Annotated in this window: 12 protein-coding genes and 2 pseudogenes; 11 read left to right on the top strand and 3 right to left on the bottom strand. The window is 67.5% G+C overall.

Going from position 1 to position 12,564, the window contains the following annotated elements; translation table 11 throughout:
* Positions 1-56 precede the first annotated feature (56 nt).
* Positions 57-821 (top strand): SDR family oxidoreductase, encoded by a 765-nt coding sequence (locus tag Q0P88_RS02480; protein WP_295010715.1) that lies wholly within the window; start codon positions 57-59, stop codon positions 819-821.
* A gap of 66 nt (positions 822-887) precedes the next feature.
* On the opposite strand, the gene Q0P88_RS02475 is transcribed toward Q0P88_RS02480, so the two are convergent.
* Positions 888-1,457, bottom strand: a complete 570-nt coding sequence (locus tag Q0P88_RS02475; protein ID WP_295010713.1) for an HdeD family acid-resistance protein — start codon at positions 1,455-1,457, stop codon at positions 888-890.
* A gap of 132 nt (positions 1,458-1,589) precedes the next feature.
* On the opposite strand from Q0P88_RS02475, the gene Q0P88_RS02470 reads away from it, so the two are divergent.
* The 5 genes and pseudogenes from Q0P88_RS02470 to Q0P88_RS02450 all read left to right on the top strand — a co-directional run bounded on the left by Q0P88_RS02470 (position 1,590) and on the right by Q0P88_RS02450 (position 6,623).
* Positions 1,590-2,030, top strand: coding sequence for a helix-turn-helix transcriptional regulator (locus Q0P88_RS02470; RefSeq protein WP_295010711.1), 441 nt, complete (start codon positions 1,590-1,592; stop codon positions 2,028-2,030).
* A 10-nt stretch (positions 2,031-2,040) separates the two neighbouring features.
* Positions 2,041-2,451 (top strand): VOC family protein, encoded by a 411-nt coding sequence (locus tag Q0P88_RS02465; protein ID WP_295010709.1) that lies wholly within the window; start codon positions 2,041-2,043, stop codon positions 2,449-2,451.
* A gap of 97 nt (positions 2,452-2,548) precedes the next feature.
* On the top strand, positions 2,549-4,903 hold the full coding sequence (locus tag Q0P88_RS02460) for an excinuclease ABC subunit UvrA (RefSeq protein WP_295010708.1): 2,355 nt from the start codon (positions 2,549-2,551) through the stop codon (positions 4,901-4,903).
* 13 nt (positions 4,904-4,916) lie between these two features.
* Positions 4,917-5,753 (top strand): TrmH family RNA methyltransferase, encoded by an 837-nt coding sequence (locus tag Q0P88_RS02455; protein WP_295010706.1) that lies wholly within the window; start codon positions 4,917-4,919, stop codon positions 5,751-5,753.
* 450 nt (positions 5,754-6,203) lie between these two features.
* A pseudogene (locus Q0P88_RS02450) lies at positions 6,204-6,623 on the top strand (NUDIX domain-containing protein).
* 299 nt (positions 6,624-6,922) lie between these two features.
* Here Q0P88_RS02450 and Q0P88_RS02445 read toward each other — a convergent pair.
* Positions 6,923-7,276: a metalloregulator ArsR/SmtB family transcription factor gene (locus Q0P88_RS02445; protein WP_295010702.1), complete on the bottom strand. Its 354-nt coding sequence runs from the start codon at positions 7,274-7,276 to the stop codon at positions 6,923-6,925.
* 82 nt (positions 7,277-7,358) lie between these two features.
* Between Q0P88_RS02445 and Q0P88_RS02440 the strand changes: the two genes are divergently transcribed.
* The 4 genes from Q0P88_RS02440 to Q0P88_RS02425 all read left to right on the top strand — a co-directional run bounded on the left by Q0P88_RS02440 (position 7,359) and on the right by Q0P88_RS02425 (position 11,101).
* Positions 7,359-8,681: an FAD-dependent oxidoreductase gene (locus Q0P88_RS02440; protein WP_295010701.1), complete on the top strand. Its 1,323-nt coding sequence runs from the start codon at positions 7,359-7,361 to the stop codon at positions 8,679-8,681.
* 165 nt (positions 8,682-8,846) lie between these two features.
* Positions 8,847-9,443 carry a putative glycolipid-binding domain-containing protein gene (locus tag Q0P88_RS02435; RefSeq protein ID WP_295010699.1) on the top strand — a complete coding sequence of 199 codons (597 nt, stop codon included), beginning with the start codon at positions 8,847-8,849 and terminating at the stop codon, positions 9,441-9,443.
* A 4-nt stretch (positions 9,444-9,447) separates the two neighbouring features.
* Entirely contained in the window at positions 9,448-10,455 is a 1,008-nt protein-coding gene (locus Q0P88_RS02430; RefSeq protein WP_363316493.1) for an alpha/beta hydrolase, read from the top strand.
* 82 nt (positions 10,456-10,537) lie between these two features.
* Positions 10,538-11,101 carry a GNAT family N-acetyltransferase gene (locus Q0P88_RS02425; RefSeq protein ID WP_363316494.1) on the top strand — a complete coding sequence of 188 codons (564 nt, stop codon included), beginning with the start codon at positions 10,538-10,540 and terminating at the stop codon, positions 11,099-11,101.
* A 59-nt stretch (positions 11,102-11,160) separates the two neighbouring features.
* Here Q0P88_RS02425 and Q0P88_RS02420 read toward each other — a convergent pair.
* Positions 11,161-11,905 (bottom strand): annotated as a pseudogene (locus Q0P88_RS02420) (SUMF1/EgtB/PvdO family nonheme iron enzyme).
* Positions 11,906-11,986: 81 nt separating this feature from the next.
* Here Q0P88_RS02420 and Q0P88_RS02415 point away from each other — a divergent pair.
* Positions 11,987-12,556: a dihydrofolate reductase family protein gene (locus tag Q0P88_RS02415; RefSeq protein WP_295010695.1), complete on the top strand. Its 570-nt coding sequence runs from the start codon at positions 11,987-11,989 to the stop codon at positions 12,554-12,556.
* The last annotated feature ends 8 nt before the right edge of the window (positions 12,557-12,564 follow it).

The following is a 12,564-nucleotide window of genomic DNA, read 5'->3' as shown; positions in this document are numbered from 1 at the left end:
AGGGTGATCCCCGTCCCTTTCCCGCGCCTCGTGCGCACCCCACCGAGGAGCCGAACGTGTCTCAGCCTCTTCCCGCCGCATCGCTGACCGGAAAGGTCGCACTGGTGACCGGTTCCTCCCGGGGGATCGGCGCCGACACGATCCGCTACTTCGCCGAGGCCGGGGCGGACGTCGTCATCAATTTCCGGAACAAGGCGCCTCGTGCCGAGAAGCTCGCGGCCGAGGTGCGCGAGCTCGGCCGCCGCGCGCTCGTCGTCGGCGCGGATCTGACGGATCCCTCCTCGGTCGCCGCGATGATCGATGCGGTGACCGCGGAGTTCGGCGGACTCGACATCCTGGTCCTCAACGCGTCGGGCGGCATGGAGTCCAACATGGGAGAGGACTATGCGCTGCGTCTCAACCGCGACGCTCAGGTGAACGTGCTCGAGACGGCGCTTCCCGCGTTGCGCGAGGGCGGCCGGATCGTCTTCGTCACGAGCCACCAGGCCCACTTCATCCGCACCACGCCGACCATGCCGGAGTACGAGCCGGTCGCGCTGTCCAAGCGTGCCGGGGAGGATGCGCTGCGCGCCCTCGTGCCCACGATCGAGGACCAGGGGATCGGGTTCGTGGTCGTCTCCGGGGACATGATCGAGGGCACGATCACCGCGACCCTCCTCGAGCGCGCCAACCCCGGAGCGATCTCGCAGCGGCGCGAGTCGGCCGGTCGCCTCTACAACGTGTCCGAGTTCGCGGCGGAGGTCGCGAAGGCCGCCGTCGAGCCGATCCCTGCCGACCACACGCGGTTGATCGGCGACGTGAGCGCATTCGCGGGGGAGTGACCCGCGCGAGAACGCCGAAGCGGCCCGGTGCGGATGCATCCGGGCCGCTTCGGCGTTCGGCGTGGATCAGACGGTGGCCGTCGCGCCCGAGCGCGTCGTGATCGCGCGCACGATCTGCACGATTCCGAGGACGACGAGCGAGATGCCCAGGATCCACCACAGCAGCGCCGCCGCGTAGAGCGGGGAGAACAGGACGACGATTCCCGCGACGATGCTGAGCAGCGCGTAGAGGAGGGTCCAGATCTTGCTGCCGTCCTGACCCATGAGGGTCAGCGACACCACGCCGTCGACGATCCAGCTGATGCCGATGAACACGACCGTGACGATGGCCAGAGCGACCGTGGCCGCGGGCAGGTTCGAGAACGCGATGATCGCAGCGACGATGTAGAGCAGGCCCAGCAGGATGTGCCCGACGCGCCCCCAGCCGCCTCCGCGGCCGGAGAAGATCCCCAGGGCGAGGTAGACGAGTCCCGCGATGATGAGGTAGACGGCGACGATACCGGTGACGACGACAGCCGTCTTCGCCGGCCAGATGAGCAGGACGAGACCGGCGAGGAGAGCGATGACGCCGGAGACTGCGAGGAAGACGCGCAGCGACTTCACGAGTCCCTTCGCGTCGGCAAGTGCTTCGGACATGACGGTTATCCTTTCTGAGAAATCCCTGAGAAGGGGGATACGCCGACAGCGTACCGGTGACCCAGGCGGCGAGAGACAAGACGGGCCGCGGCCGGTCGGAATCCTCGGAGCCGCGCATGGGAGGATCGGGGGATGAGCTCGTCCTCCGCCGATGCCGATCGGCTGCGCGATCTCGTCGCCCTGAGGAGGGTCCGCGACCGGATCGATCGCGAGTACGCGCAGCCCCTCGATGTCGAGGCCCTCGCGGCCGGGGTGCACATGTCGGCAGGGCATCTCAGCCGGCAGTTCCGCCTGGTGTACGGCGAACCGCCCTACTCCTACCTCATGACGCGTCGCATCGAGCGGGCGATGGCGTTGCTCCGGCGCGGCGACGTGACGGTGACAGAGGCATGCTTCGCCGTCGGATTCCAGTCGCTCGGCACCTTCAGCACGCGCTTCTCCGAGCTCGTCGGCGTCTCGCCGAGCCGCTATCGTGCGGATCCCGGCCTCGGTCCCGGGATCCCGTCCTGGATCGAGAAGCAGGCCACGAGGCCGATCAGGAATCGAGAAGCGGGCTCCGTCGGCCGCGCGTAGCGTGAGCGGCATGGACATCACGATCAACGCCAGTTTCCTCCCGCACACCGACGCCGAGGAGTCACTGCGGTTCTACCGCGACGTGCTCGGCTGGGAGCTGCGCAAGGACGTCGGCTACCAGCAGATGCGCTGGCTCACGGTCGGCCCGGCGAACCAGCCCGACACGGCCGTCGTGCTGACCCCGCCGGCGGTCGACCCCGGCATTTCCGACGACGAGCGCCGAACGATCCTGGAGCTCATGGCCAAGGGCAGCTACGGGGGCATCGTCCTCGCGACCCCGGACGTCGACGTCGCCTTCGCGGAGCTCGAGTCCCGCGGTGCCGACGTCGTGCAGGAGCCGATCGATCAGCCGTACGGCATCCGCGACTGCGCCTTCCGGGACCCGGCGGGGAACATGATCCGTCTGCAGCAGGTCGCCTGAGCACCCTCGGGACCCCGTTCGCGCCCTTTCTGCGACGTCGGCGGGCACCGCTAGTCTGTGTCCGCCCCGTACCGCGCGCCACCGAGAGAAGCCACTGATGACCGACCCGCATGTCGCCGACACCCACGATGCCATCCGCGTGCGCGGCGCCAGGGAGAACAACCTCAAGGACGTATCGATCGACCTGCCCAAGCGGCGGCTGACGGTCTTCACCGGCGTGTCGGGATCCGGCAAGAGCTCTCTCGTCTTCGACACGATCGCGGCGGAGTCGCGCCGCATGATCGACGAGACGTACAGCGCCTTCATTCAGGGGTTCATGCCGTCGGTCCCACGGCCGGACGTGGACGTGCTGGAAGGGCTGACGACCGCGATCATCGTCGATCAGGAGCGGCTCGGCGCCAATCCGCGTTCGACGGTCGGCACCGTGACCGACGCCAACGCGATGCTGCGGATCCTCTTCTCCAGGCTCGGGGAGCCCTTTATCGGCGGCCCGACCGCGTTCTCGTTCAACGTCCCGACGCAGAAGGCGAGCGGAGTGATGACCGGGCCGGGCGGCGAGAAGAAGATCGTGAAGGACGCGATCTATCTCGGTGGCATGTGCCCGCGTTGCGAGGGCAGGGGAGCCGTCTCGGATCTCGACCTCGCGCAGATCGTCGACGAGTCGAAGTCCTTGAACGACGGTGCGATCCGGGTCCCCGGGTACACACCGGACGGGTGGATGGTGAAGGGCTTCGCGCAATCGGGCTTCTATCCCGCCGACAAGCCGATCGCCGAGTTCACCGAGAAGCAGAGGAACCTCTTCCTCTACGGCGAGGTCACCAAGGTCAAGATCTCCGGCATCAACATGACCTATGAGGGCCTGATCCCCAAGATCACGAAGTCGATGCTCTCGAAGGACATCGATGCGCTGCAGCCGCACATCCGCGCCTTCGTCGAACGGGTGGCGACCTTCGCGGTCTGCCCCGAGTGCGACGGGACCAGGCTCACGGAGGGCGCTCGTTCGTCGAGGATCGCCGGGGTCAGCATCGCGGACGCCTGCCGCATGCAGGTCACCGACCTCGCCGCCTGGGTGCGCGGCCTCACGCTGCCCGAGGCCGCCCCGCTGCTCGAGGCGCTGCAGGCCAATCTCGACGCCTTCGTCACGCTGGGCCTGGGCTACCTCAGCCTGGATCGGCCGTCGGGGACGCTGAGCGGGGGAGAGGCGCAGCGCATCAAGATGCTGCGGCATCTCGGGTCCTCGCTCACCGATGTGACGTACGTCTTCGATGAGCCGACGATCGGCCTCCATCCGCACGACATCACCCGCATGAACGGGCTGCTCGAGCGGCTGCGGGACAAGGGCAACACCGTGCTCGTGGTCGAGCACAAGCCGGAGACGATCGGGATCGCCGATCACGTGGTGGATCTCGGTCCCGGCGCGGGCGCGGCGGGGGGAGAGATCTGTTTCGAGGGCACGGTGAGCGGCCTCCGCGCGAGCGGGACCCTGACCGGGCGTCACCTGGACGACCGGTCATCCCTCAAGCCGTCCGTCCGCTCGCGCACGGGCGTCATCGAGGTGCGGGGTGCGTCGACGAACAATCTTCAGGACGTCTCGGTGGATGTGCCGCTCGGCGTGCTCACGGTCGTCACGGGCGTGGCTGGATCGGGCAAGAGCTCGCTCATCCACGGTTCGGTCTCGCCGCGCGAGGAGGTCGTGTCGATCGACCAGACCGCGATCAGGGGGTCCCGTCGCAGCAACCCTGCGACCTACACGGGGCTGCTCGAGCCGATCAGGAAGGCGTTCGCCAAGGCCAACGGAGTCAAGCCCGCACTGTTCAGTGCCAACTCCGAGGGGGCGTGCCCGACCTGCAAGGGATCCGGGGTCATCGTCACGGAGCTGGGATTCATGGACACCGTCGAGAGCCCTTGCGAGGACTGCGGTGGAAGGCGTTTCCAGCCCGCGGTGCTGGAGTACACGCTCGGCGGGCGCGATATCACCGAGGTCCTGGACATGTCCGTCACGCAGGCGAAGGAGTTCTTCCGTGCGGGAGAGGCGAAGCTCCCCGCCGCGGTGACGATCCTCGCCCGGCTGGAGGACGTCGGACTCGGCTACCTGTCGCTCGGGCAACCGCTGTCGACGCTCTCCGGCGGGGAGCGTCAGCGGATCAAGCTCGCCACGCAGATGGCGGAGGGCGTCGAGGTGTACGTGCTCGACGAGCCGACGACCGGACTCCACCTGGCCGACGTGCAGAATCTTCTCGGACTGTTGGACCGACTCGTCGACGCCGGCAAATCGGTGATCGTCATCGAACACCACCAGGCCGTCATGGCGCACGCCGACTGGATCATCGACGTGGGCCCTGGTGCCGGACACGACGGCGGCAGAGTGATCTTCGAGGGGACACCCTCCGACCTGGTGGAGAGCAGGTCCACGGTCACAGGGGAGTACCTCGCGGCGTACGTGGGGGCATGAGAGGCTGGAGGTGATGGCCGACCTCAAGATCTCCACGCGCAACTCCCGGTTCCAGCTGATCGAGGCGCTGCTGCGCAACCGCACGCACCGCACGCGCGAGCGCCGCTTCGTGGTGCAGGGCGTGCGTCCGATCTCTCAGGCGCGCGCGTTCGGGTGGCCCATCCTCACCGCCGTCTACGACGCCCAGCGCGCGCTCACCCCCTGGGCGCGGGAGGTTGTGGCCGACGCCCGCGAAACGATCGCGATGAGTCCTGCCCTTCTCGCGGAGCTCTCGGAGAAGGACGAAGGGGCGGTCGAGGTCCTCGCGATCGTGGAGATGCCGGATGATGACCTGGGCAGGCTTCCCGTGAGCGCGGATTTCTTCGGCATGGTGTTCGATCGCCCCACGCAGCCGGGAAACATCGGAGCGATCCTGCGCTCGATGGATGCGCTTGGGGGCGACGGCCTGATTGTCTCCGGGCACGCCGCCGATCCTTACGACCCCAAGTCGGTGCGCGCATCCACCGGTTCGTTGTTCGCCACGCCCGTCATCCGGGCCGGGTCGCCGGGCACGGTGTTCGACTGGGTGCGCGACGTGCGCGCGCACGGCACGCCACTGACGCTCGTCGCGACCGACGAGACGGGCGACATCGATATCTGGGATCACGACTTCACGCAGCCGACGTTGATCCTTCTGGGCAACGAGACGACGGGACTTGCGCGGAGCTGGCGCGAGGCGGCAGACGTCACGATCCGCGTTCCGATGAGCGGTTCGGCGAGTTCCCTGAACGCCTCGAACGCCGCCACGCTGATGCTCTACGAGGCCGAGCGTCAGCGCGCGGCACAGCCGCGCCTCGCATCCCTGAACTGAGCACGTCAGGGTTTCTGCGGGTGCTCGACGAATCGTTGTCGAACAGCCGATAATGCACATTATGTCAGAACGTAGACGACATCTTCTCCTCCGCTGCGAATACGCCGGTACGCGGGACCCCCTGTATCCGTGCCTGAGGCCCCCGGGTGCGGTCGCATCTGTACCGCTCAAGCCGTCCGCCGGGCTGTCGTCACCTGAACCCTCGTCCGAGCATTCGACTCGCGACGAACCTGATTACGACGGCCCTGCGGGAGCACAGGGGCACCCCGAATACGATGAAGCATGCGGGTCTATCTGCGCACCTACCGATGAGGACGGCAGCTGGTGCCCCCTGCCGAAAGGGCGGCGCAGCACTGATCGTGATGAACGCCCTCGTCGAATTTCCTCAGCGGCTAGCCAGCTGGGATCGTGAAGCGAACGGCCCCGCCGACCGCGCGACGGAAGGATGCCATGAATCCCAAGGAACGCGCTGCCTGTGTGTGCTTCGACGGCTCCCGCGTGCTGCTGCTGAGGCGATTCAAAAGCGGCCGGCGGTACACCGTGCTTCCAGGTGGCGGCATAGAGCCGGGCTAATTGCCCGAGCGGGCGGCGTTGCGCGAATTTGCTGAGGAGACCGGGCTCGTCGCGGCCGTGATCGGCGACGTCGCCACTGTTGACCACGACGACCGGCGGGCGCACTACCTGCTAATGGCGGCTTTGCCCGGAGAGCCGACTCTGGGAGGGCCGGAGGCTCTCGCGGAGAGCGAAGACAACCGATATTGGCCCGTATGGGTCCCTGTAGCCGAGCTCGCGGACGAGCCGCTCGTGCCTGAGGAGGCGCGAGAGATTGTGCTGCGAGCCTTCGCGGAAAGCGTCACCGATGGCTGCTGAGGACGCGACCGAGCAGGGAGTGTTGTGTGGCTTCGAGCACCCGGGAGTCCAGCGCTCAGAGCGGCAGGCGACAGAGCACGAAGTCCTCAAGTCGATAAGCCGGACATCCAGTCGTAACGAGTGCATCTGCAAGGTCTGCAGATGCACGCTCCCCTGACAACCGCGGCTTCGGTTGCTTGAATACTCCCTTGATCTGGGCCCCATTACCCTTCGCTAAGGTGACTGGCAACGCCGCCGACTGACGGCATCGAATCCCCTCGACATGCAGCACGCCCGATTGGCCTGCAGGCACACGCGCCTCAGTTGGTCTCCAGCATGCGAGTCACAGCGCTCAGCGACTCCGGCATGAGCCTGTAATACGCCCACGTCCCCCGCTGCGACCGCGCCAGGAACCCCGCCGTGGTGAGGACCTTGAGGTGATGGGAAACGGTCGGCTGGGACAGCCCGATCGGGTCTATGAGGTCGCACACGCACGCTTCCTGATCCTCACTCGAGGCCACGATCGACAGCAACCGCAGTCGGGCAGGATCCGCGAGTGCCTTCAGGCGCACGGCAAGCCGCTCGGCGTCTTCCTGGCCGAGCGGCTGCTTCACGAGCGGCGCGCAGCACGCGGTCGAGGTAGTGACGTCAGTGACTTCGAGCATCGTGACCATACATCGATATTAGTCGATATTGACAGGTGTCGATAGATCAGCTCATACTTGCATCGATGTTTGTCGATATACGGAGGTTCTGATGATGACGACGCTGGATTTCGCTCCCCGGACAGCGGGACCGGACCACCTGGCGACGCTTCCGGTCGTGATCATCGGCGCGGGCCCGATCGGGCTCGCGGCGGCGGCGAACCTGGTCGAGCGGGGCATCGACTTCACAGTCCTCGAGGCCGGAGATCGGATCGCGGACTCCGTTCAGCTCTGGGGCCACACCCGCCTGTTCTCGCCTTGGAAGCATCTCGTCGATCCCGCGTCTCGGCGGTTGCTGGAGGCGGCGGATTGGGTGATGCCTTCGGCGGAGGGGCGCCCCCCGACCGGGCGGGAGCTCGTCGACGACTACCTGGCCCCGCTCGTGGAACTTCCGGAGATCGGGTCACGGATCCAGTTCGGCGCCCGTGTGGTCGCCGTGTCGCGGGAGGGCATGGACCGCACCCGCACCGCGGGGCGCGCGCAGGCCCCGTTCCTGCTGCGCATCCAGCACCCCAACGGGCAGGTCGCAGAGACCACGGCGCGGGCGGTGATCGACGCGTCCGGCACCTACACGTCTCCCAACCCGCTTGCTTCCTCCGGGCTCACCCCGCTCGGCTTCGACCAGGTTGCAGACCGGGTGATGCACGCTCTCCCCGATGTTCTCGGCGCCGACCGGGCACGGTTCGCCGGCCGGCACACGGTCGTGGTCGGGGCGGGGCATTCAGCGGCGAACACGCTCATCGCGCTCGGGAAGCTCGCCCAGCAGGAGCCGACCACCCGGGTGACCTGGGCGATACGCAACCCTTCCGCGATCCGCGTGTCCTCCTCCCCCGACGACGAACTGCCGGACCGCGCGAAGCTCGGGACCCGCACCGAACGCCTCGTCGCCTCCGGCATCGTCACAGGGGTCGACTCGTTCGAGATCTCCCGCGTCGAAACTCAGGACGGCGGGATCCGCCTGATCGGCACCCGCCGCGGAGAGCCGGCGCTGCTGGACGCGGATCTGGTGGTGAACGCGACAGGGTTCCGCCCCGACCTGGATATGCTGCGGGAAGTTCGACTCGCGCTGGACGACATCGTCGAAGCCCCCCGCCGACTGGCGCCGCTGATCGACCCGAACATCCACTCCTGCGGCACCGTCGAACCCCACGGGTTCCGCGAACTCACCCACCCGGAGCCGGGATTCTTCATCGTCGGGATGAAGTCCTACGGCCGCGCACCTACATTCCTCCTCGCCACTGGCTACGAGCAGGTCCGCTCCGTTACCGCCTGGATCGACGGCGACTTCGCCGCGGCGTCGCAGGTCGCGTTGGTGCTGCCGGCGACGGGAGTCTGCTCCACCGGTGACAGCGACGGCGGTTCCTGCTGTTCATAAGTCCATCCGCCCGGGGGGTCCCGGCGATCGGGTGCGGATCGAGCTGAGCTTCGCGGCTGGAATCGCCGACGACGAGACCACCTTCGAGACCCCTCCCCCTCCCCCTGGGGACTCGGACAGCACTCGTCGGGAGCCGCCGAGAAGCAGGCGCGAGATGATGGACGGGTGACTCTCTGTCGGCAGAAGTGGACCAGCCTCCCCGACGGGGACCGGACCGATGAGGCGCATCTGCAGCTGACCAGCGAGGGGATGTACGCCTTCGGCACGGCGATCGCCCCGGATTACGCACTCTCATGGCGTCTGGATGCAGGAGAGGGCTGGGTGACGCGAGAGTTGCGCGTCACCGCCGAAGCGTTCGAGTGGTCACGGTCGTTGGTGCTGCGTCGCAGTCCTGATGGTGTCTGGTCGTCGCAGACCAACAGCATGGGATCCGTCGGCCTCCCGGACCCCGGACTCGCGGACCCGGAATCGCTCTCGACGGCGCTTGATTGCGATCTAGGGCTCTGTCCCGTCACGAATACCATGCCGATTCGACGTCTGGGTCTGCTCGAGCGTGAAGTCCCTCCGACGCCGTTGATCATGGCCTGGGTAGAGGTGCCGTCCTTGCGGGTGCTGCGCAGCGATCAGCTGTACGCATCGTCTCCTCGACCGGGGCGTGTCCGCTACCGCAGCCTCCATCGTGACTTCGAAGCGGAATTGCTCGTCGATCAGGACGGGGTCGTGATCGAATACCCGACGTTGGCTCGTCGAGTGGATCACTGACGCGATGGCACGCTCCGGCGTCACTGACGCCCAGAATGAAACCCGCGCAAAAGACGAAGCCACCTGGGAGCGGGTCGAGACGCGACGACGGAGGAAATCTGCCCTGTTGCGTGACCGGGCCGTCTTGCCGGGTCCGACCCGTCGGGGTTTCAGACCCGGACTGCATGGCAAGGTGGGAACCATGCGCGCTGACGTTCTGAGTCTCCCCATTGCGGCGACCGAGACTCACGGCTCCGACACTGAGCCCGTCATCGTTCTTCCTGGCGGTCCATGCCGAGGCCCGGAGTACGTGAGCGACCTTGCGGGCCTTGGTCGAACCCACCGGCTCATCGTGCTGCATCCGCGGGGAACACCTCAAAGCGGCGGACTCTCCCGTGGATGGTGGTCGGACGCTGACGATGTGATCGCTCTGGCAGATGCCCTCGACCTAGACAGAGTCGATCTTCTCGCCCACTCCGCGGGGACTCGGCTCGCTCTCGCCGTTGCAACTCGATATCCGCATCGCGTTCGATCACTGGCCCTGGTCACGCCGCCCGCGGCGTGGTTGACCGAAACTCGTCACGACGGAGATTCCGTCGTCCTCGATAGGAGCTCCCCCGCCGTCGCAGAGGCGCTCCGCTCACTCGAGCAAGACGATCCCAGCACCGAGGATGCATTCCGCACGGCATTCCTACGTCAAGCTCCAGCGACATACGCGCACTGGACCGAGAGCGAGCAGGCGCACGCGAACTCGGGCGCAGTCAGCCGGGCTTCGGCGCTGGCGTGGTTCAACGACATCCCCGCTGACGCCACGGATCGCATCCGCGCCACCAACTCCCCGCAGGCGCTCGTCATCGGCGGCGACCGCGACTATCTCCCCGGGATCCGGCCGGTCGTGGACTATGCGACGGCCTTGGGCGCAGACCTCGCGATGATCGAAGACTGCGGCCACTACCCATGGATCGAGCAGCCAGAGGCGTTCCTGCGGATCACCGACGATTGGCTCTCAACGGTGCGGTCAGCGCGCATCTGAAGCACCTCACAGAGCAGGTCGGAGTGCGAACGGCAGATGAGCGGATGCCCCGGTGGCCCACCGCGACGCAGATCCGGCCTTCATGGCACCGCGCTCAGGACTCCGCGGGGCGTGCCGGCCCGCGACTAAGATTGCTCGGCTGCTCCCCTTGGACACCGCGCGCCTTCGGTTCAGCACGATGTCCTCGGACGACACGGAAGCAATGACCGAGCTGCTGGGTGACCCCATCGTCATGGCGTTCTACCCGGCGCCGAAGTCGCGCGCCGACGCGGTCAAATGGATCCTCCGGAACGAGCACAACTACGCCGCGCACGGCTTCGGGCTCTGGATCGTCGAGACCCATGCCGGCGAGTTCGTCGGGGACTGCGGACTGACCTGGCAGACCGTCTCCGGCGTGCCCCGACTCGAGGTCGGATACCACGTCCTTCCGGCGTGGCAGGGGCTCGGGCTGGCCACGAAGGCTGCCGCAGCCTGCCGTGACCTTGCTCGCGATCTCCTGGAGGCCGACGAGCTCGTGGCGATCGTCCATCCGGACAATCGTGCCTCCCTGCGCGTCGCGGAAAAGCTCGGAATGCGCCGGATCGCCGAAGACCATGACGGAGACATCCCCGTGCGCGTCGTTCTGGGCATGCGGCTCGATCGCTAGTCCGGACGACGCGGCACGCGTCTCCGTGCACCTGAGCGCAGACCGAGCGCCGCGTACCGTCAGCGTCGCGGCGTCCAGCCCAGAGGTCGAGCGCCAGCCTGCTCCGCACGCTCCTCATCCGCGATGCGCGACCAGCCCTGGGCCGCGTCTCGACTCTCGAACGCGCCGCGCGCGACTCGGAAGCCGAGATCGTCCTGAGAGGTGCGGGGGTCTCCCCCCACGGCGTACCGAGGCGCGCACACTCCACGCATCGTCGGCGAAGCCGCCGCCGCGGAACACGCGATACTCCCCGTAACGGGCAGGATCCAGCAGGTCCCAGCACCACTCCCAGACGTTGCCGAGCGTGTCAAAGAGTCCGTTGAGGTTCGGCAGGCGCAGTCCGACGGGCTGCGGGTGACGCACCCCGTCCGCGGCCGTCCAGGCGATGTCCGGCAAGGGTCCGTAGTGTGGCGTCGTCGACCCGTAGCGGCATGCGTACTCCCACTCGGCTTCTGTCGGGAGCCGGTAGCCGTCTGCGGAGACGTCCCAGTGCACGTCCGGCCCGTCGAAGCGATAGACGGGATCGAGGCCCTCCCATTCGGAGGCGGCGTTGCAGAACCGGATCGCCCGCAACCAGGACACGTCGACCGCCGGACGGTCCGGGTGCATCGCCGCGATGCCCAGCAGTTCCGCGGTCTGCTCCTCCGTGACCGGGTAGACGCCGATCGAGAACGGTTGGAGTGCGACGCTCCACCGCCGCCGGGAACGGGCGTCGTGCAACTCCACCGACCCCGCCGGCAGCGCACGCATCTCGATATCCCTCATCCCTCGTCAGTCTACGGAGGGCAGAGCAGCGGCACGCGCCCGCTGGATCGTATGTCGGCGCCGTTCGCTAGCGTCAGCGACATGACACGAGCGATCTTCTTCACCGCGGCGACGCTGAACGGCTTCCTGGCCGACGAGGACGACGGGCTCTCGTGGCTGCTGTCGATCCCGCAGGAGGAGTCCGCCGCCGAGATCGCCACGTTCGTGGACCGGATCGGCGTGCTGGTCGAAGGCTCCTCGACCTACTCCTGGGTCCTGGGGCACGAAGACCTCGTCGCGCACCCGGAACGTTGGCGGGATTTCTACGGCTCTCGCCCGACGTTCGTGTTCACGACTCGGACCCTGCCCGCGGTCCCCCGCGCCGACATCCGTTTCGTGCGCGGCGAGGTCGCCACGCACTGGGACGACATCGTCGCCGCCGCGGATGAGAGAGACGTCTGGATCGTCGGCGGTGGCGATCTCGCGGGCCAGTTCCTCGACGCCGGACTCCTCGACGAGCTCGTCGTGACGATCGCTCCGGCGACGCTGCACGCAGGCAAACCCCTGCTGCCGCGCGATCTCGATCACACCCGCCTCGCACTCACGGGCGCTCGTCAGACAGGGCCGTTCGCCGAGTTGACCTATCGCATCCTGCCCGCACCGTCACGCTGACGGGGCGG

It is taken from the genome of uncultured Microbacterium sp., from assembly GCF_945952435.1.
GTDB lineage: Bacteria > Actinomycetota > Actinomycetes > Actinomycetales > Microbacteriaceae > Microbacterium.
The sequence above is the reverse complement of the archived record's forward strand: the minus strand, read 5'-3'. Positions and strand labels throughout refer to the sequence as shown.

Excerpts from the sequence above, each read along its gene's own strand:
- Q0P88_RS02475 (WP_295010713.1), bottom strand. The coding sequence starts at position 1,457 with ATGTCCGAAGCACTTGCCGACGCGAAGGGACTCGTGAAGTCGCTGCGC.
- Q0P88_RS02470 (WP_295010711.1), top strand. The coding sequence starts at position 1,590 with ATGAGCTCGTCCTCCGCCGATGCCGATCGGCTGCGCGATCTCGTCGCC.
- Q0P88_RS02465 (WP_295010709.1), top strand. The coding sequence starts at position 2,041 with ATGGACATCACGATCAACGCCAGTTTCCTCCCGCACACCGACGCCGAG.
- Q0P88_RS02460 (WP_295010708.1), top strand. The coding sequence starts at position 2,549 with ATGACCGACCCGCATGTCGCCGACACCCACGATGCCATCCGCGTGCGC.
- Q0P88_RS02455 (WP_295010706.1), top strand. The coding sequence starts at position 4,917 with ATGGCCGACCTCAAGATCTCCACGCGCAACTCCCGGTTCCAGCTGATC.
- Q0P88_RS02445 (WP_295010702.1), bottom strand. The coding sequence starts at position 7,276 with ATGGTCACGATGCTCGAAGTCACTGACGTCACTACCTCGACCGCGTGC.
- Q0P88_RS02440 (WP_295010701.1), top strand. The coding sequence starts at position 7,359 with ATGATGACGACGCTGGATTTCGCTCCCCGGACAGCGGGACCGGACCAC.
- Q0P88_RS02430 (WP_363316493.1), top strand. The coding sequence starts at position 9,448 with ATGGCACGCTCCGGCGTCACTGACGCCCAGAATGAAACCCGCGCAAAA.
- Q0P88_RS02425 (WP_363316494.1), top strand. The coding sequence starts at position 10,538 with ATGGCACCGCGCTCAGGACTCCGCGGGGCGTGCCGGCCCGCGACTAAG.
- Q0P88_RS02415 (WP_295010695.1), top strand. The coding sequence starts at position 11,987 with ATGACACGAGCGATCTTCTTCACCGCGGCGACGCTGAACGGCTTCCTG.